We start from the raw sequence: 19,010 nt of genomic DNA, 5'->3' as shown, positions 1-19,010 counted from the left end.
GGTCCGTCATCTGCCGACCCCGCCGCCTGAGGTCATGCCTCGGCGCCGTGCCGGGCCGTCGTGGCGAGGTTGCCTTCACCGATCCTGTTGACCTGGGCCTGCATCTGGTGCGCGATGAGCGCCGGGTCGACGGCCGGTTCGGTCACCACCGCCAGGTGCGAACCGTCGCCGGCCCGCCGGACGAAGAGGTACCCGCCGTCGAACTCGATCAGCAGCGAACGGAGCGAGCGCCCGCCGGAGCCGAACTCGCGGCCGACGCTCCGGCCGAGGGACTGCAGTCCCGAGCAGGCCGCCGCGAGCCGGTCGGCGACGTCCTGGTCGGTGTGCTCGGACCGGACCATCGCCAGGCCGTCGGCGGAGAGCACCACGGCGTGCCGGACGTACGGCACCGAAACCACCTCGGCCAGCATCCAGCTCTGGTCCTGCTTCGCGCTCATCGTTCGTCATCCTTCGTGGTCGTCGGCGGCCAGCTGGAGCCTTCCGGATCCCGTCCGGCACCGGCCCGACCGCCGGAGATGAAGGCACCCATCCAGGAACCGGCCTGCTCCGGCGTCGGCTCCGCGGACGCCACCGGCTCGGTCGACGCCGCCCGCCCGCTGGACAGTCCTGGCTCGGTGGACGCCGCCGGACCGGTGAACGGCGCCGCGGCGGCCGTGGCCTCGCCCCGGCGGGACCGACGGCGGGGCAGGGTCGTGTCGGACGCCGGGTCGACCGATTCGGCCACCACCGGCCTCGGCCCCGCCACCACCGGCTCCGATCCGACCACCGGCGCTGACGCCGGCTGCGGTCCTGACGCCGAATGCGGTCCTGACGCCGGATGCGGTCCTGACGCCGGATGCGGCGCCGACTCCCGGTGCGGCTGCGGCGCCGGTCCCGGCTCCCGCGCCCACTCCCGGTGCGGCGCTTGCGGCTGCGGCGCGCCGGCCGGCGGATGTGCCGGCACCGTGGCCGGCGGACGCATCACCACCGCCTCCGGCGGGTCCACCGTCTCGACGACCTTCGACGGGATCAGCACCACCGCCCGCAGCCCGCCGTACGGGGACTCGCTCAGATCCGCCCGGAAGCCGTGTCGCCGTACGTAGTGGCCGACGACGGCGAGCCCGGTCTGCGGGATCTCGCCCAGCTCGCCCAGCCCGACCGGACGACGTCCGGAAACCGTCTCCCGGGCCTGCTCCAGCCGGTGGTCGTCCATCCCGACGCCACCGTCGTCGATCTCGATGACCGCGCCGCGCTGCACCCGCCGCACCGTCACCGGAACGACGGTGGCCGGCGGCGACGACTGGGTGGCGTTGGCCAGCAACTCCGCCACCAGGTGGATGACCGGCTCCACCACCTCGGCGGCTACGGCCACGTCCTGGTCGCCGGAGACCTCGACCCGCTGGTACGCCAGGATCCGGGCCGACGCGGCCCGCACCACGTCCACCATGGCCAGCGGCTCCTGCCACTGCTGCCCCGGCCACTCTCCACAGAGCACGGCCAGGCTCTGCGCGTGCCGGGCCTGCTGCGCGGCGGCGTGGTCGACCCGCATGCTCGACTCCACAACGTCCGGGTCGTGCTGGTGCCGGTCCGCCATCAGCGAGACCTGCTCCTGGATGGAGTGCGCCGCCGTCTGCACCCGCCGGGACAGCGCCACCACCGCGAGCCGCAGCGACTCCTCGCGCTCGTCCGAGCGCTTCAGCGCACTCGTCGCCTCGGCGAGGATCCCGTCGACCAGTCCGGCCGTCCGGTCGGCCAGCATCCGGTCCGGCGGGGTGGCCGGCACCGGCGCCCCGGCCAGTACCGCCGGAAGCCGGACCCGGCGCAGGTGTTCGAGCGCGTCGTCGACCGCCGCCGAGCGGGCCTCGGCCCGGTCCCGCCACTGTGCCTCGCGCTCGGTGAACTGCTGCTCGCGCTCGGTCAACTGCTGCTGGCACTCCGTCAACTGCTGGCGGTAATCGGTCAACTGCTGCTGGTAGCCGCGCGCCTGCCGCTCGAACTCCCACTCACGCCCGGCGGAAGCGACCCGGGCGGCCTGTTGGTGGCGCCGGAGCACGGCCAGCAGCACAAGCGTCGCACCGGCGGCGCCGGCCGCCAGCGCGGTGACCACCAGGCCGAGCGGGTCGGCGCCGAGCAGCGCGGCGGCCACGGCCGCCGTACCGGCCAGGGCGGTGAGGAAGAAGGTGGCCGACCATACCGGACGGTCCCCGGGCGAGGGACGACCTGACGATTCAAGCGGTGTCATGTTCACCTTCGAGCGGAAGATCCGGGCAGGACGGAGCCCCAAACCGCAGTTCAGGCACATTGATGGATCAGGATCGTACCCGATCGGGCCGGGATCACCCGCCCCCTGAGTGGACGGGTGTACCTCGAACGGCGGCGGTTCACCCCGGCCGGTCCGCCGGTGGCCGGTGCGAATTCGGCTATCCGGCGGTGAAGCCGGCGACGACGAACTCGGAGCGGGCACCGCAGACGACGACGGAGGTGTTCCAGGAACAGGAGGCGGGCACCACCTCCTTGAGCTGCCCCAATTCGGTCGGTTCGCCGGATTCGGCGACCACCCCGGCGATGCTGACGTCCTGGCTGTACGTAGCCGGCTCCTTGGCGAAGACCAGCAGGTTGCCACCGTCGACCCGGGCGGCGATCCCGTCCCGGCTCATCTTCTCGGCACCGTCGGTGGCGAAGAGCTTCGACACCGGTTCGGTCACGCCGAGCCGGACCAGGGCGCGTTCGCCGACCGGCAGCAGCTCCTGTGCCTGCGGCACCTTCTTCCGCCAGGCAGCCCGCTGGCTGTCGTCCTGGTCGGTCCGGACCGCCAGCAGTTCGGTGGTCGCGGCGTCCGACCCGGCGGTCTCCAGCAGGCAGACCTGCCGCTCGCCGCAGGGTTGCAGGGCCGTCGGCCGCCGGCTCTTGTCCGCCGCCCGATAGATGCTGGTCGGCGCGGCGAGGGTGGTCAGGTCGTACCGGGCCAGCCCGTAGCCGTCGGCCTTCGGCGCCACGAAGAGCTGCCCCTCGTACGCCAGCACCACGTCGTCGGTGTCGGCGGCGTCGGGCCGGCTCTTCAGCACCCTGCCGTTCGTCACGTCGACGACCCGGATCGAGTCGTCCGCGCCGATCTGCACCAGTCGCGGCTCGTCCCCCCGGTTCGGCAGCGCCGCGTCCCCGCTCGACCCGGCCGGCCCGCCCACCTCCCGGACGGTCCGCACCGGATAGACGGCGGAGTCGCTGTCGTACTCGCCCTTCGGGCTGGGCTGTCTCCACTCCCTGCCGGTACGGGCGTTGATCCCGACCAGCGTGTCGGCGGTCCCGTCGAGCACCACGACGTACTTGTCGAAGAAGTAGAACTCGTCGGCGCCGTGCACCTGCCGGCTCCACAGTTTCGCACCGTTCGCCGGGTCGTAGGCGATCAGGTCGCCCGAGTCGGTGCTGCCGACGACGTCCGCCTTGACCAGCAGCACGTCCGGCAGCGCCTTGATCCAATTCCACCGCTCGGCGCCGGCTTCCGTGGTGATCCACCGCTCGACCTTCGCCGACTCGGTGTCCAGCACCGCGATGTCCAGCCGCCGGTCGGTCCGCTGGTAGGCGCCGTACGCCCGGTCGCCGGCGGTGGCGGTGAAGAACACGGACGGGTCCTTCTCCTGGGTGGCGATCCGGTCGACCTCCCGGAACGGCACGAAGTCGAGGCCGGGATAGGGATCGCGGTTCAGGTAGAGCAGCGTCGCAACCACCACCCCGACCAGGCCGAGCAGCGCTCCGGCGCCGACCAGGAACGCGCGGCGGCGTACCAGAGCGGCCAGCCCCCCCCGGTACGGCGCCGCCGGCTGGCACGGGCGGGGCGGAGACCGCAGCGGCCTTCCCCTGGTACCCCCGGAACTGTCCCGGCACCCCGACGCTGCCGGCGGCGACCGGATTCGCCCCTGGGCCGCCATGCTGGGCCGGGGCGCCATGCTGGGCCGGGGCGCCGCCGCCAACGGCGGCCGGGACCGGCAGTTCGGCGAGCGCGCCCTCCGCGACCGGCAGTTCCGGCTGTTCGAGTACGGTCGGCGCGATGCCGAGTTCGGCGTGCAGCATCCGGGCTACCAGCGGAACCCGGGAGGAACCCCCGACCAGGAACAGCCCGGCGAACTGGTCGACGCCCAGCCGCGAGTTGGCGATCACCGACGCGGCCTCGTGCACCCCTCGGCGCAGCAGCGGGGTGACCACCCTCTCCAACTCGTCCCGGGTCAGGTGCAGCGCCTGCTCGACACCGGGCACCGGGACCGGCGCGGTCACGGCCCGGGACAGCATCTCCTTGGCTCCGCGTACGTCGTCCCAGAACTGCCGGCGGGCGCGCCACTGGCTCGCCGTGGCCGGCTGGCGCAGCTGCTCCCAGACCTGCGGATGCGCGGCCTGGACCAGCCCGCCCAGGTGTTCGACCAGGGCGGCGTCCAGGTCCAGCCCACCGAGGTCGGCGACGCCGCCCGAACCGACCACCACGAAGCGCGGCCGACCGGTCTCGTCGGTGGCCTCGTTGCGGACCACGGCCACGTCCAGGGTGCCGCCGCCGAGGTCGAAGACGGCCAGTGCGGACCGGACCGGCACCGGCCGGCGCAGCACGTCGACGAAGTAGCGGGCGGCGGCGACCGGCTCCGGCACCAGCAGCGTCCCGCCGGAGGAGCGGGCCGCCAGATCCGTCCGCCCTGCCGGATCCGTCCGGACAGGCGGCCAGCCGGCCCGGGCGACGGCGGCGGCCAGCGCCTCCCGGCGCCGGGCGCCCCAACCGGCCGGATAGCTGAGTACGGCTGGCGGCAGGAACCCGACCGCCTCCACCGCCGCGCCGGCCACCGCGCCGAGCACCCCGGCCAGCAGGTCCACAGTGGGGAACTCCCGGTCACCGAGGCGTACCGCCGGCTCGTCGATCCGTCGCTTCGGGTTCGGCTCGTAACGCGCCGGGTCGGCCTGGGCCAGCCGTTGGGCGTCCCGCCCGACGTGTGGCCGCCCGGTGCCGTCGAGGAAGACGCCGGACGGCAGGATCGGCTGCCCGTCGAAGAGCAGTGGCCTGGTCCGGCCGTCGGGCCAGCGCAGCACCGCCACGGTGTGCGAGGTCCCGAGGTCGACGCCGAGCCCGTAGCCGCCGTCCTGACCCGCCATGACCTGACTCCTCCGCCGGGCGAGGGGTAGCCCGGCCCTGCATGGTACGGGCACCGGAGTTGCCGCCGAGTGCACGAGCACCTCCCGACCGGGGCCGACAGGTCCGTCGCGGACCGGAGTCGGTCGACTGACGGGCCGGGGACCGGCCGCCCGCGCGCTGTCGACGCCGGCACCGACCACAGCCACGGACGACAGCATCGTCAGCGCGCCGAGCGCGGCGGCCAGGAGTCTGGGGGCTCCGCCTGCTGATTGGCATACGGATTTTTCTCCAATACATTCGAGGGTCTTTGTTTCGAGGGGTTTGCGTGAGGCACGGATCTCAGTTACCGGCCACCGGGTCCACTTGCCACCCCAGGTGTTTCGTAAATGCTCAGATTGGGCTTCACCTGATGGGCGATGACGGGCTCGGTCGCCGAGGACCCGACTGCGGTCGCCGCGACCTGCACAGCGCCACCGAGAGACAGGGCGACAGCGGCGACGACGGCAGGCCGCAGAATCTGCGACCGCAGCAGCCCTGGACCGTAATGACTCATTGAATCCTCATCCCGATCTTCATCTAAACGAATTGCCGGACGTTTCTCGTCGGACGGGACCACCACCCACAATCTGCTGCCGGTCGATTGCGGAACACGCGCGTCGGACGCCGCGGGTTCCACACGGGCGCCGAAAATCCCCTCTTTGTCGATGAGGCAAAAGGCTAGGGATTGACTGCATATTTCTGCGCATAGAGATGGACATGCTTCTCCGTCCCGTCAGGCATTTCCACAGGCCGGCGGGGGGCGGGGTAGCGGCCGGCGAGGCGCACACCCGCGTCCGACAGAATCCGGAAACCATGATTAGATGCCGCTTGGTGATCGTCACATCACCATCAGTGATCGGCGGTCACTCGCCACTGCTGCTGGGAAGACAGCGCAACCATCGCCGGACCAGAAAGCCATCGCTCCACGGCGTCCGGTGCGGGTCCGCCCTCCTGAACCGACGATTGCAGGAGCAGGGCACTGGAGCTAAATTCGCCATGTCGTCTGGGAATCGGGGGCCCAAGATGCGGCTGGAAGTACGTGTCATCGGACCGCTCACCGTGCGGCGAGCGGGTGTCGCCCTTTCGACGGGCCCGCCGAAACAACGGGCGCTGCTCGCGTTGTTGCTGCTCTATCGCAGGCAGACCCTGTCACGGGAGCAGATCGTCGACGAGCTGTGGGGCAGCGGTCCTCCGCCGTCGGCGATCGCCAATCTACGCAGCTATCTCACGAATGTCCGGCGGCTGCTGGCTCCGGAGGGGAGGATCAGCTGTCGGGCCGGGCGCTACCAGCTCCTCCTGGACCGGACGCATTTCGACATCGACATCGACCTCGACCGTCTGACGGAGCTGGCCGACCAGCGTGGCTCGGTCGGGGAGGTCGATGCCCTCGGGACAGCGTCCACACCAGCGCTCGTACTGTGCCGGGATGAACCGCTCGAGGACGTACCCGCTGGTCGGCTGCTCGGCGCCGCGCGGGACCGGCTGCTCGGCCAACAGCTGGCCGTGGTCGAGAACTTGTTCGCCGCCCGGCTCGCCGCCGGCTAGGGTCCGGCGCTGGCGGGTCCGCTCCGGGAGCATCTCGCGATCCACCCGCTGCACGAAGCGGCCTGGGCCCAGCTCGCGGAGGCCCTCCACCAGGGCGGCGACACATCCCAGGCCCTGGCGGCGCTCGCCGACGCACGCCGGGCACTCCGGGACGGTCTCGGCGTCGACCCCGGCCCCCGCCTGCGGCAGCTGCAACAGGACGTACTGCACCGCCGCCCCGCCGCCCCGGCCGTCGGTGCCCGCCGTCGGTCGCCCGTCCCCCGGCAGCTCCCACCCGACGAGCCTGCCTTCACCGGCCGCCGGCACGAACTCGACATGCTCCGCGACGTCGCCAGCCGGCCACCGGCGACCGTGGCGCTGCACGGCGCTCCCGGATTAGGCAAGTCCACACTGGTGCTTCGCGTCGCCCACCAGCTGGTCGCCCGCTTTGCCGACGGCCAGCTGTACATCAACCTACAGGGCGCGACGCCTGACACCCGCCCGCTCTCGCCGCTGGACGCGCTGGGCCGGCTGCTGCGGGCGTTCGGGAGCGGTGACGAGATCCCGGCCGCCGTCGACCAGGCCGCAGCGCTGTTCCGGTCGATCACGGCGGACCGCCAGGTGCTGGTCATCCTAGACAACGCGCTGGACAGTGCGCAGGTCCGGGCACTGCTGCCGGCCGGTGGCGGCTGCACCACCCTGGTCACCTGCCGGCGACCGCTGCTGCTGCCGGGGATGACCGCGCAACTTCCGGTGGACCGGCTCCCCGACGACGAAGCCGTGCAGTTGCTCCGGGCCTACACCGGCACGCGTCGCGACGACCTGGGCCAGGACGAGGCGGGAGGCATCAGCGAACTCTGCGAACGACTCCCGCTCGCGCTCTGCCTCGCCGGGACGCGACTGGCGCACCGGCCGGACCTGAGCACGTCGGCCCTGGCCGCCCGACTGGCCGACGAGCGGTACCGGCTCGACGAGCTGCGCCACGGCGACGTGGCCATCCGCTCCAGCCTCGCGGTCGGCTACCTCGCCCTGGCCGAGTCGGAGTCCGAGTCGGAACAACTGGCGGCGCGGGCCTTCCGGGCGATCGGCAAACTGCACCTGACGGACTTCGATCCGATGCTTGTCGCGGTCATCCTGGAGTTGCCTACCGAGCGGGCGACGCACGTCGTGGACTGCCTGGTGGGGACGCACCTGGCAGTCCACGGGGCAACGGCCGCTACCGGATGCACGACCTGGTCCGGCTCTACGCCACCGAGCTGCCCTTCGACGAGCCGGAACAGGTGCTCCACCGCGTCCTACGACACCTGTTCAGTACGGCCCGCCTCGCCGGTAACCTGTTGCGGCCGCAGCGCGATCACCTCTCCGAGACACCCTTCCTGGGCTCCACCGGTGCCGAGGCGACTTCGCTGGCCGATCCCGAGGATGCGGTCAGGTGGATCGAGTCCGAACGGGCCAATCTGCTCTCCTTGGCCGCGCAGGCCGCGGACCATGCCCGGGAGGTCGGCCGGTTCGCCAATCGGATTCACCTGGCGCTCAACGGCTACCTGACGAAACGCCACTACCGCGACGTGGATCGGCGGCTGAGCGAGTTGAGCCTCCAGGTGGCGCAGCGTCATGGTGACGAGACGGGCGAGATGCGTTCGCTGGCGAGCCTGGTCCGGATAGACGCTTACGACGGACGGTTCGACGAGGCCAAACACCGGTACGAACGCGCCTTCGCCATCAACCAACGGCTCGGTGACCACGGCGGTGAGGCGATGCTCCGGCTCAACGTCGGGCTCACGCACCACTTCGCCCGAGAGCCGGATCTGGCGATCGAGCAGTTTCACGCCGCGTTGGCGCTGGCCGACCACCTGCCCAATGGCGACGCCTTCCGCGGTGCCGTGCTGTTGAACCTCGGCGAGGTGTACACCTGCCTCGGCGACTGGAAGACCGCCTCGGTGGTACTGCGGGAGAGCCACAACTACCGGGTCGCCAGCGGTGATCCGGCCGGCCAGGCGATGACGCTGGTCGCGCTCGGCCTGACGCTCACCGCTCTCGGCCAGCCCGACGACGCGGACCAGCACTTCGAGGCGGGCCTCGAACTCTGCGAACGCACCGGCAACCCAACCGACGAGGTAAACGCCCGGATCGGGCGAGCCGGCCTGCGACTCCTACGAGTTCGCTGGCGCGCCGCGCCTCGGCCGTCGCGTCGGCAATCCGTTCCTGGGGGCGCGCTCTGGCTATTCCGCCGGTGAGGCAGCCGCGCTGCGGCTGCTCGGATACATCGAGCGCAGGACCGGAAGCATGGCCGCAGCCCGGGACTACGAGGAGGCCAGTGCCACCAGCTATGCCCGGCTCGGAACGGTACGTGACGGGATGGTGGAGGCATACCTGGACACCGTGATCATGTTTCGAAACCCGTGACCGTCGCCGTCAACACCCCTCGGCGGCAGGAACCCGACCGCCTCGACGACCGCACCGAGTACCCGGCCAGCAGATCCACAGTAGAGAATTCCCGGTCACCGAGGAGTACCGCCGGCTCGTCGATCCGTCGCTTCGGGTTCGGCGTGATGCGCCGGGTCGGCCTGGGCCAGCCGTTGGCGCGCCATGAACCGACCCCTCTACGCGCGAGGGGTTGCTCGGCGCATGTTAAGGGGCAGGCACACCGCCGCCGATGAGCGGACGGGGGACCGGGGACTGTCGCGGGGTGGCCGGGCGCAGGTGCAGGTGCCCGTCCCGGGGGAATGGCGGCCGGGCCGGAAGCGTTCGGTCGAACCGGTAGCCGGTCTTCTCGGCGACCCGGCAGGAGGCGGAATTGTCAACCTGGTGCAGCAACGCCAGCCGGTCCACGCCCAGGGTGTCGAACGCCCAGCCGCTGAGGACGTCGAGCGCCCGGGAGGCGACTCCCCGGCCCCGGGCGTACGCCGCCGTCCAGTAGCCGACCTCGGGCAACCCGACGACCTGGCCGGGCGTCTTCACCACCACGTTGCCGAGCAACCGGTCCGAGCCGTCCGGCTGCTCCGCCACGACCGCGAAACTGAGCCGGCTGCCGTCCGCCCAACCGTTCCGCTGCACCGCCAGCCAGCGCAACGCATCCTCCGAGCTCTCCACCGGAAGCCTCGTCCACCGCCGCAACGTCGGATCACGGTACGCCTCCACCAGCGGCTCGGCGTCCGCGCCGTTCCACGGCCGCAGCAACAGAGCCGGGACGGATGTTGTCGGTTCCGCCCGCAGTATGACGGTCACGCCGCTGCCCTCCGCTACTACGGTCCACACCTGGTCGTGGCGTCTGAAAGGCGCCGGTCAGCCGGCCAGGTAGCGCCGGGTCAGGCCGCCAGGCGGCGCCGGGAGACCTCGGCGAGCGCCACCGCCGCCGCCACGCTGGCGTTGAGCGACTCGACCTCGGAGACCATCGGAATGCCGACCCGCAGGTCACAGGTGGTGCCGACCAGCCGGGACAGGCCGCGTCCCTCGGAGCCCACCACCACCACCAGCGGGCCGACCGCCACCTCCAGGTCGTACAGGTCGGTCTCGCCGTCGGCGTCCAGCCCGACCACGACGAACCCCTCCTGCTGGGCCAGCTTGATCGCCCGGGTCAGGTTCGTCACCTGGCTGACCGGTACCCGGGCCGCCGCGCCGGCACTGGTCCGCCAGGCGGTCGCGGTGATGCCGGCGGCCCGCCGCTCGGGTACGAAGACACCCTGCGCGCCGAAGGCCGCCGCCGAACGGATCACCGCACCGAGGTTGCGCGGGTCGGTGACCCCGTCGAGCGCGACCAGCAGCGGCGACGGCTGCTCCAGCGCCATCGCCAACATGTCCTCGAACGGCTCGTAGGCGAACGGCGGCACCTGCACGCCGATGCCCTGGTGCAGCACCCCGCCGGTCATCCGGTCCAGCTCGGCCCGGCTGACCTCCATGATCGCGATGCCCCGGTCGGCGGCGGTCCGGACCGCCTCGTTCACCCGGTCGTCGATGTCGATGCCCTGCGCCACGTAGAGCGCGGTCGCCGGCACCTGCGCACGGAGCGCCTCCACCACCGGGTTGCGCCCGACCAGCAGCTCGGCCGCCTCCCGCCCGGGAGCCGACCGGCGGCCCGGCGCGACCCGGGGACCACCCGGGCGCGGCGCCGGCTTGCCACCGGTACGCCCGGCACCCCGACCGGCGCTCGCCGCACCCCTACCGGCGCTGACCGACGACTTGCGGCCGCCCTTCTTCGTACCGGCACCCCCGGCACCCCAGGTGGTGTCCTTGCTGCCGGGTACGCCGACCTTCGGCGCCCGGCCCTCCTCGGCGGCGGCCCGGCGCTCCTTGGCCTGCTTCCACGCGGTCCGCTGCGGCACCTGCTCGGTGCCGGAGTACGCCTTGTGCCAAGGGCGCTCGTCGGCCGGCAGGGTCTTGCCCCGGCCCTTGAGCGCACCCCGGTTCTTGCCTCCGGAGCCCGTGACGGCGCCCTTCTTGGCGGTGACCCGACGACCCTTCCGGGCCGAGTTTCCGGGCATCAGTCCTGTTCTCCGATCGTCCAACGCGGCCCGTGCGGGGTGTCCTCGACCACCACGCCCGCGTGCTTGAGCTGGTCGCGTACCGAGTCGGCGGCGGCCCAGTCCCTGCGGCCTCGGGCCTGTGCCCGCTGCTCCAGGGCCAGCGCCACCAGCGAGTCGACCACCGACCGCAGCTCCCCATCCTGCCCGTTCGTGCTCCACGCGGCGTCGAGGGGGTCGAGACCGAGCACGTCGAGCATCGCCCGCACCACGGCCAGCGCCGCCCCGGTCCCGGCGTCGTCCCCGCCGGCCAGCGCGATCTGGCCGTCCCGGACCGTGTCGTGCAGCACCGCGACCGCGGCCGAGGTGTTGAGGTCGTCGTCCAGGGCGGCACCGAACTCGGCCGGCAGTTCGCCGAGCGTGCCCGCACCGACCCGTTCCGCGGCCCGGCGTACGAAGCCCTCGACCCGGCGGTACGCCACCGCCGACTCGCGCAGCGACTCGTCCGAGTAGTCGATCCGGGACCGGTAGTGCGGGGCGACCAGGTAGTAGCGTAGCTCGACCGGGCGGACCCCGATCGAGGCGACGTGGTCGAGGTCGACGACGTTCCCCAGCGACTTGCTCATCTTGGCCTCGCCGAGGTTGAGCAGCCCGTGGTGCACCCAGTACCGGACGAAGGGCAGCCCGGCGGCCCGGGACTGGGCCTGCTCGTTCTCGTGGTGCGGGAAGGTCAGGTCGAGCCCGCCGCCGTGGATGTCGAACTCGGCGCCGAGATAGCGCCAGCACATCGCCGAGCACTCGATGTGCCAGCCGGGGCGGCCCGGCCCCCACGGTGACGGCCAGGCGGCGTCGGCCGGCTCGCCCGGCTTGACGCCCTTCCAGAGCGCGAAGTCGTTGGCGTCCCGCTTGCCCCGTTCGGCGGCCTCGTCGGCGATCTGCGTCTGGGTCGCCTCCGGCCGCTGACCGGACAGGTCGCCGTAGCCAGGGTAGGACCGGACGTCGAACCAGACGTCACCGGAGTCGTCGTCGGCGACGTACGCGTGCCCGGCGTCGAGCAGCTTCCCGATCAGCTCGTGCATCTCCGGGACGTGCCCGGTCGCCCTCGGCTCGTAGGTCGGCGGCAGCACGTTGAGGCTGCGGTACGCCGCACCGAGCAGCACCTCGTTGGCGTAGGCGATCGACCAGAACGGGCGGCCCCGCTCGACCGCCTTGACCAGGATCTTGTCGTCCACGTCGGTGATGTTGCGGATGAAGGTCACCTCGAAGCCGCTGCGCAGCAGCCAGCGCCGCAGCACGTCGTAGTTGACCCCGCCCCGCAGGTGACCGATGTGCGGCGGAGACTGGACGGTGAGGCCACACAGGTAGATCCCCGCCCTGCCGGCGCGCAGGGGGACGAAGTCCCGCACCGATCGGGTGGCGGTGTCGTAGAGGCGTAGCGTCACCGTACAAGGGTACCGGCCGATGTCTCCCCGGGCTCACCGCGCGACCACCGCCCGGAACGCCCCCGGCCGTGGCCGTCTGCCACGTCGACCGTGACCGGCCGTACGCTGCCTGGTGTGGTGAGGGTGGCGGGCGGTACGGCGGCCGGTCGGGCGGAGGAGCCCGCCGGCCGGGCCGGCGAGACGGCGCAGACCCTGGACCGGGGACTGCGGCTGCTGCACCTGGTCGCGGAGGCGCCCGGCGGGCTGACCGTGACCGAGGCGGCCGCCCGGTTGGGCGTCGGCCGGGCGGTGGTGTACAGGCTGCTCGGCGCACTCACCGAACACGGGCTGGTCCGCCGGGACGCGGCCAACCGGCTGCGACTCGGCGCGGGACTGCTGCACCTCGCCCGCCGGGCGCAACCGCTGATCGCCGACGGTGCACTGCCGGCGCTGCGCCGGCTGGCCGAGCAGACCGGGGCGACCGCGCACCTGACCGTGGTCGACGGCGCCGAGGGGGTGGCGCTGGCGGTGGTCGAGCCGAGCTGGACGGCGTTCCACGTCGCGTACCGGACCGGATCCCGGCATCCGCTCGACCGGGGCGCGGCCGGGCGGGCGATCCTGGCCGGGCGGCAGGGCCGGGCCGACCCGGTGGCGAGCAGCGGCGAACTCGAGTCCGGCGCCTACGGGGTGGCCGCACCCGTGCTCGGTGTTCCCGGCCTGGAGGCAAGTGTCGGCGTGGTCGCCCTGGCTCCCCTCGACCTGGCCAGGACCGGCACCCAGGTCCGCACCGCCGCCACCGAGATCGCCGCCGCGCTCTCCTAGTCGACGGGAACAGGGCAAGGTCATCGAGACGTACGACTGCGCGAGTTCGAATCAGCCGCGCACCGTGCGTTGCCACAAGCTAGGAGACGTCGAAGAGACGGAGCCCGTCGTACTCGGCGAAGTCAGCGTAGTCCTTGCCGTTGAAGGTCGCCAGCGGTAGCCGATCGACGAGCCAGCAGGCCGCGACCCAGGAGTCGTTCGTTGGTCGAGGCCGCCCACGACGCTGCGCCCGCGCCTGGAGTTGCCCCCAGGTCGTGGCCACCGCCTCATCGAAGGGCAGTAGCACGATCCCGGACCGCCACTGCGCCAGGTCAGCCAGCTTCCGGGGACCCCAGCTTCGGAGCGCGGTCCACTTGGTCAACTCCCCGAGCGTGACGAATGTGATGCAGAGGGTCTTTCAGCCAGTCTGGCACGGAGCCGGTCATGCAGCCGACCCCGGAGGATCGTCGACGCGACGTCGGTGTCCAGGACGACGAGGCTCACGCGGTACCGGTCCGTCGGGAGGCGTAAAGGTCCGCGAGAAAGTCGTCCAGCTCGTCGTCGGACTCGAACAGATCGGGGCGGGCAAGGTCGTCAACCGAGGCGATTGGTCGGACCCCCTGACGACGGGCCAGCTCCTCCGCCGTTACGTGCTCGGCGGTCGGCCACTCGGGCATCTGCTCGGCATTTGTCGACATCAGGCTCACCTCCTCCAGGTCACAGCGACCCTATTGTCTCACGTAAGGCGCCCTGCGCAGGTCGTGTCGGTCGTGTGTCAGCTACGCCACGGACAATGCACTAAGCCGTCTTGGAGCGACTCATCTCAATACTAGAACTCCGTTTCCCTTCGCCCGAACGACACACCCCTCGACAGCCACCACAACGAGCGAGCCACCACAACGAGCGGCGTCAGCCGGCCGCCGCTACGGGCTCTGGTGCAATCTGCCGAGCACGGCGGGCAACTCCGGCCCGCTCGGCGAAGACGGCGTCCCAGTCACCCTCGATCTCGGCCAGCGTGACGTCTTCGGCGGCCGGGGTGAGCCGCCGCATCTCCTCCAGCACGGCGACCAGAGCGGCGGTCACCGCCGGCCGCAGGTCGACCAGGGTCTCGTCGGCGTCGAAGACCACCGTGCGGATGTCCACCCGGCAAGGGTAGGTGCCGGAGCCTCAGGGGTGGGTCATCCGGAGTACGTCGAGGGCCTGGTCGAGCTGCTCGGCGGTGAGCCGGCCCGCCTCGACGTGCCCCCGGGCGAGCACCACCTCGCGGATCGACAGCTCCTTGGCCAGCGCCTCCTTGGCGATCGAGGCCGCCTCGTCGTAGCCGAGGTAGCGGTTGAGCGGGGTGACGACCGACGGTGACCCCTCGGCGTACGCCAGGGCCACGTCGACGTTCGCGACGAGCCCGACCACGCAGCGGTCGGCGAAGAGCCGGCTGACGTTGGCGAGCAGCCGGATCGACTCCAGTACGTTGCGGGCCAGCACCGGCAGCATCACGTTCAGTTCGAAGTCGCCCTGCGAGCCGGCGAAGCCGACGGTGGCGTCGTTGCCGATCACCTGGGCGCAGACCTGCCGGACCGCCTCGCAGACCACCGGGTTCACCTTGCCCGGCATGATCGACGAGCCGGGTTGCAGGTCCGGGATCTGGAGTTCGCGGAGCCCGGCCCGGGGACCGGAACCCATCCAGCGGATATCGTTCGCGATCTTGTAGAGGCCGACCGCCACGGTACGGAGCTGACCGGAGACCTCGACCAGGCCGTCCCGGGCGCCCTGTGCCTCGAAGTGGTTGCGCGCCTCGGCCACCGGCAGCCCGGTCATCTCGCGCAGCTTCTCGATCACCTTCGGGGCGAAGCCGGCCGGGGTGTTGATCCCGGTGCCGACGGCGGTGCCGCCGAGCGGCAGTTCGGCGAGCCGGGGCAGGCAGCTCTCCAGCCGCTCGATGCCGTACTGGAGCTGGGTGGCGTACCCGGAGAACTCCTGGCCCATCGTCACCGGGGTGGCGTCCATCAGGTGGGTACGCCCCGCCTTCACCACCTCGGCGAACTCGTCCACCTTGGACTCCAGCGCGAACTCCAGGTGCCGCAGCGCCGGCAGCAGGTCGTGCACGACCGCGTGGGTGGCAGCCAGGTGGATCGAGGACGGGAAGACGTCGTTGCTGGACTGGGCGGCGTTCACGTCGTCGTTCGGGTGCACCTCGCGGCCCAGTTCCCGGGCGGCCAGGGTGGCGATCACCTCGTTGGCGTTCATGTTCGACGAGGTCCCGGATCCGGTCTGGAAGACGTCGATCGGGAACTGGTCGTCGTAGCCGCCGTCGGCGACGTGCGCCGCCGCCGTGGCGATCGCCCGGGCCACCTCCTCGTCGATCACCCCCAGCTCGGCATTCACCATCGCCGCGGCACCCTTGATCTGGGCCAGCGCCCGGATGTGCGCCGGTTCGAGCCCGCGTCCGGAGATCGGGAAGTTCTGCACCGCCCGCTGCGTCTGGGCCCGCCACAGCGCGTCGACGGGCACCTCCACCTCGCCCATCGTGTCGCGTTCGATCCGGTAGCCGGCCGCCTCTGGTGTGGTCACGTCCTCCATCCTGCCCCGCACCGGGCCGCCCCGCAGATGATCGCCGTCACCCCAGCCAGCGCGCGGGGCGCGGGGGCCGGGGACTCAGCCCAGCTCCTGTAGGGCCCGCCGTACCTCGTGCTGGTCCGGGGAGTTGACCGAGATCAGCAGGGCCAGCGCGCGGGTCCAGTACGAGCGGGCCGCCGCCGGGTCGGTGCCCCGGAGGCAGCGGGCCAGCCCATCCAGCGCGCGGGCCTGCTCGTACGGCGTCTGGATCTTCATGGCGCCGAGCAGGGCCTGCCGGTGCAGCTCCAGCGCGGCGGCGGTGTCTCCGAGATCGAGCATGGCCCGCCCGAGGAGGTTCCCGGCCGCGCACTCGCCGGCCCGGTCCCCGGCATCCCGCATCGCGGCCAGCGCCTCCCGGTGCCGCTGCGCCGCCGCCTCGGGCCGGCCGCGCTGCCGCTCGATGCTGCCGATCTCGTTGAGCAGGTCCGCGACGGCGAACTGGTTGCCCCGGGCCTGCTGGATGTGCAGCGCCACGGACATGTAGCGCAGTGCCCGGTCACGCTGGCCCAGCCGCCCGTAGACCCCGCCGATGGTGCCGAGGGTGTCCGCCACCAGGGCGATCTTGCCGATCTGGCGGGCCATGAAGAGCCGGTTCCGGAGCACCCGCAGCGCGTCCGGGTAGCGGCCGACGAAGAGGTAGACGCTGCCCAGGTTGGTAAGCGCGTTCGGCATCGCGTGCCAGCCCGGGGTCTGCCGGGCCAGCGCCAGCCCGAGTTCGAGGTAGTGCACCGCCTCCCCGGTCCGGCCGAGCATCATCAGCGGCAGGCCGAGGTTCACCGTCGCCACCGACCGGCCGGCGGTGTCGCCGAGCCGCTCCCAGATCGCGATCACCACCCGCAGCGACTCCACCGAGCGCTGGTACTCGCCGAGCCGGAAGTACGCCGAGGTGAGGTAGTTGTGCATGATCGCGATCCCGGCGTCGTCGCCGAGCGCCTCCGCCGCCCGCAGCCCGTCGGTGTGCGTCTGGATCAACTCGTCCAGGTGGCCACCGAGGAAGAGCTGCCGCCAGTTGGCCCGGGCGAGCTGCCAGGCGTACCGGTGCTGGCCCTGCTGCACCGCGAGGTGCACCAGCGCGACCAGGTTGCGCCGCTCCGCCTCCAACCAGTCCCGACCCTCCCGGGCGGCGGCGACGACCAGGTCGGGCCGGGCCGGCTGCCCGGGTACGGCCATCCGCAGGTTTCCGGTCGGTTCGAGGACCTGGCTCACCGAGGCGGCGGTGTGCAGGTAGTAGTCGAGCAGCCCCTGCAACGCCTGGCGCCGCTCCGGCTCGCCGCCGACCACGGTGACCAGTTCGTTCGCGTACTCCCGGATCAGGTCGTGCAGCCGGAACCGCTCGGCGTCCAGCTCGTCGACCAGGTGCGCGTCGACGAGTTCGTCGAGGTGTTCCCGGACCACCCCGAGCGGCAACTCGGTCAGCGCGGCGGCGGCGTAGTGGTCGAACTGCACCCCGGGATGTATCCCGAGCAGCCGGAACGTCCGCTGCACCGGCTGCGGCAACTGGGCGTACGACAGCGCGAAGGCGTCGGCCAGGGTGCGGTGCTCGACGGCGAACTCGGCGAGTACCGGCCGGTCGGCGTCGCCGAGTCGCTGGGCGAGGTCGGCGACCCGCCAGCGCGCCCGGTGGGCCAGCCGGGCACCGGCGAGCCGGATCGCCAGCGGCAGGTAGCCGCAGCGCCGGACCACCTCCTCGGCCGCCGCCGGCTCGGTCCGGACCCGGTCCGGGCCGACGATCCGGGCCAGCAGGTCGACCGCCTCGGCCGGCTCCAGCACGGTCAGCGACTGCGCGCGCACCCCGTCCAGGCCGACCAGCCGGCGCCGGCTGGTGACCACGGTCAGGCAGCCGGGCGCGGCCGGCAACAACGGGCTGACCTGGGCGGTACTGGCCGCGTTGTCCAGCACCAGCAGCACCCGCCGGCTGGCCAGCTCGGTGCGCCACAGCGCCAGCCGGTCGTCCAGGTCGGCCGGGATCCGCTCGCCCGGCACGCCGAGCTGGCGCAGCAGCGTGCCGACCGCCGCACTTGTCGGCAGCGGGCTGTTCAGGCTGTGCCCGTGCAGGTCGACGAAGAGGTGCGCGTCCGGGTACGCGGCACCGAGCGCCGTCGCCAGGTGTACGGCCAGCGCCGTCTTGCCGCTGCCCGGCATGCCGTCGATGACGTAGACGGCGGAGTAGTTCGGCCCGGCCTCGTCGATCTCCTTGCGCAGCCGGGCGATGGTCTCGTGCCGGCCGGTGAAGTCCTCGATCGCCCGGGGCAGGGCCCGGACCGGCGACCGGGGCGAGGGCTCCTCGTCGGCCGGCCCGACCTCACCGGCGAGTACCCGTCGGTGGATCTCCCGCAGCGCCGGGCCGGGCTCGATGCCCAGCTCGCCGGAGAGGATCTCCCGGCCGGTCCGGAACACCGCGAGTGCCTCGGCCCGGCGGCCGATGTCGGCGAGCGCGAGCATCAGTTGTCCGCGCAGCCGCTCGCGCAGCGGATGCCGCTCGACCAGGTCGGTCAGCTCGGCGATCAGGTCGCCGCCGCGCCCGCCGAGCCGCAGCTCGATCTCGAAGCCGTCCTCCATCGCCAGCATCCGCTGCTCGTCCAGCGAGGCGGCACTCCGGCGCACCGCCGTACCGGTGATCCCGGCCAGCGCCGGGCCGCGCCAGAGCGCCAGGGCGGACCGGTACCCTTCGCGGGCCTCCGGCCAGTTCTGCTCGGCGGCGGCGCCGCGCGCCGCGGCGACCAGCCGCTCGAAGACGTGCGCGTCCAGGTCGTCCGGCCCGAGCGCGATCCGGTAGCCGGCCGGCCCGGTCACGATCGTCTCGCCGGGCACCCCGGCGACGGCGAGCAGCCGGCGCAGCCGGGAGACACAGGTCTGCAACTGCCCCCGCGCGGTGACCGGCGGATCGGCGTCCCACACCGCGTCGACGAGTTCGTCGACGGGCACCACCTGAGGGGCATGCAGAAGTAGCACCGCCAGGACGACTCTGTCCCGACCGGCGGTCACCGTCGTCTCGCCACCGCTCACCTGGAGCGGCCCAAGGATCCCGAACCGCATGCCAGCTCCTGACCGAGGTCGCATCCGGCA

The 19,010-nt window shown here is 72.3% G+C and carries 14 protein-coding genes and 2 pseudogenes; 4 read left to right on the top strand and 12 right to left on the bottom strand.

The genetic code is table 11. From position 1 onward, the window contains the following. Nucleotides 1-32: 32 nt before the first annotated feature. The 4 genes and pseudogenes from O7626_RS36855 to O7626_RS36840 all read right to left on the bottom strand — a co-directional run. Nucleotides 33-437, bottom strand: coding sequence for a roadblock/LC7 domain-containing protein (locus O7626_RS36855; RefSeq protein WP_278065556.1), 405 nt, complete (start codon nucleotides 435-437; stop codon nucleotides 33-35). After that, entirely contained in the window at nucleotides 434-2,221 is a 1,788-nt protein-coding gene (locus O7626_RS36850) for an ATP-binding protein (RefSeq protein ID WP_278065555.1), read from the bottom strand. The genes O7626_RS36855 and O7626_RS36850 overlap by 4 nt, the downstream gene beginning before the upstream one ends. A gap of 178 nt (nucleotides 2,222-2,399) precedes the next feature. Continuing rightward, entirely contained in the window at nucleotides 2,400-3,707 is a 1,308-nt protein-coding gene (locus O7626_RS36845; RefSeq protein WP_278065554.1) for a PQQ-binding-like beta-propeller repeat protein, read from the bottom strand. A 328-nt stretch (nucleotides 3,708-4,035) separates the two neighbouring features. After that, nucleotides 4,036-5,106 (bottom strand): annotated as a pseudogene (locus tag O7626_RS36840) (Hsp70 family protein); the annotation flags it as partial. Between the two features lie 982 nt (nucleotides 5,107-6,088). Here O7626_RS36840 and O7626_RS36835 point away from each other — a divergent pair. The 3 genes from O7626_RS36835 (at nucleotide 6,089) to O7626_RS36825 (ending at nucleotide 8,886) form a co-directional block, all read left to right on the top strand. Then, nucleotides 6,089-6,670, top strand: coding sequence for a winged helix-turn-helix domain-containing protein (locus O7626_RS36835; RefSeq protein ID WP_278065553.1), 582 nt, complete (start codon nucleotides 6,089-6,091; stop codon nucleotides 6,668-6,670). 315 nt (nucleotides 6,671-6,985) lie between these two features. Then, a complete protein-coding gene (locus O7626_RS36830) occupies nucleotides 6,986-8,197 on the top strand; it encodes an NB-ARC domain-containing protein (protein WP_278065552.1) in 1,212 nt (403 codons plus the stop codon). A 20-nt stretch (nucleotides 8,198-8,217) separates the two neighbouring features. Beyond that, nucleotides 8,218-8,886 (top strand): tetratricopeptide repeat protein, encoded by a 669-nt coding sequence (locus O7626_RS36825; protein WP_278065551.1) that lies wholly within the window; start codon nucleotides 8,218-8,220, stop codon nucleotides 8,884-8,886. A gap of 394 nt (nucleotides 8,887-9,280) precedes the next feature. Here the strand turns inward: O7626_RS36825 and O7626_RS36820 are convergent, their stop codons facing one another. From O7626_RS36820 to cysS, 3 genes are all read right to left on the bottom strand, one after another. Next, nucleotides 9,281-9,877, bottom strand: a complete 597-nt coding sequence (locus O7626_RS36820) for a GNAT family N-acetyltransferase (RefSeq protein ID WP_278065550.1) — start codon at nucleotides 9,875-9,877, stop codon at nucleotides 9,281-9,283. An 80-nt stretch (nucleotides 9,878-9,957) separates the two neighbouring features. Continuing rightward, nucleotides 9,958-11,130 carry a 23S rRNA (guanosine(2251)-2'-O)-methyltransferase RlmB gene (gene rlmB / locus O7626_RS36815; protein WP_278065549.1) on the bottom strand — a complete coding sequence of 391 codons (1,173 nt, stop codon included), beginning with the start codon at nucleotides 11,128-11,130 and terminating at the stop codon, nucleotides 9,958-9,960. After that, nucleotides 11,130-12,551, bottom strand: coding sequence for a cysteine--tRNA ligase (gene cysS / locus O7626_RS36810; protein WP_278065548.1), 1,422 nt, complete (start codon nucleotides 12,549-12,551; stop codon nucleotides 11,130-11,132). Before cysS ends, rlmB begins: the two co-directional genes overlap by 1 nt. A 117-nt stretch (nucleotides 12,552-12,668) precedes the next feature. On the opposite strand from cysS, the gene O7626_RS36805 reads away from it, so the two are divergent. Next, nucleotides 12,669-13,352: a helix-turn-helix domain-containing protein gene (locus tag O7626_RS36805; protein WP_278066489.1), complete on the top strand. Its 684-nt coding sequence runs from the start codon at nucleotides 12,669-12,671 to the stop codon at nucleotides 13,350-13,352. Nucleotides 13,353-13,431: 79 nt separating this feature from the next. Here the strand turns inward: O7626_RS36805 and O7626_RS36800 are convergent, their stop codons facing one another. From O7626_RS36800 to O7626_RS36780, 5 genes and pseudogenes are all read right to left on the bottom strand, one after another. Continuing rightward, nucleotides 13,432-13,713, bottom strand: a complete 282-nt coding sequence (locus O7626_RS36800) for a PIN domain-containing protein (RefSeq protein WP_278065547.1) — start codon at nucleotides 13,711-13,713, stop codon at nucleotides 13,432-13,434. Between the two features lie 118 nt (nucleotides 13,714-13,831). Continuing rightward, nucleotides 13,832-14,029 (bottom strand): hypothetical protein, encoded by a 198-nt coding sequence (locus tag O7626_RS36795; protein WP_278065546.1) that lies wholly within the window; start codon nucleotides 14,027-14,029, stop codon nucleotides 13,832-13,834. 292 nt (nucleotides 14,030-14,321) lie between these two features. Then, nucleotides 14,322-14,468 (bottom strand): annotated as a pseudogene (locus O7626_RS36790) (HAD family hydrolase); the annotation flags it as partial. Between the two features lie 30 nt (nucleotides 14,469-14,498). Then, nucleotides 14,499-15,908, bottom strand: a complete 1,410-nt coding sequence (locus O7626_RS36785; RefSeq protein WP_278066488.1) for a class II fumarate hydratase — start codon at nucleotides 15,906-15,908, stop codon at nucleotides 14,499-14,501. Between the two features lie 75 nt (nucleotides 15,909-15,983). Then, nucleotides 15,984-18,980 (bottom strand): BTAD domain-containing putative transcriptional regulator, encoded by a 2,997-nt coding sequence (locus O7626_RS36780; protein WP_278065545.1) that lies wholly within the window; start codon nucleotides 18,978-18,980, stop codon nucleotides 15,984-15,986. Between the last annotated feature and the right edge of the window lie 30 nt (nucleotides 18,981-19,010).

Origin of the sequence: Micromonospora sp. WMMD1102 (genome assembly GCF_029626265.1) — a bacterium.
GTDB lineage: Bacteria > Actinomycetota > Actinomycetes > Mycobacteriales > Micromonosporaceae > Plantactinospora.
The sequence above is the reverse complement of the archived record's forward strand: the minus strand, read 5'-3'. Positions and strand labels throughout refer to the sequence as shown.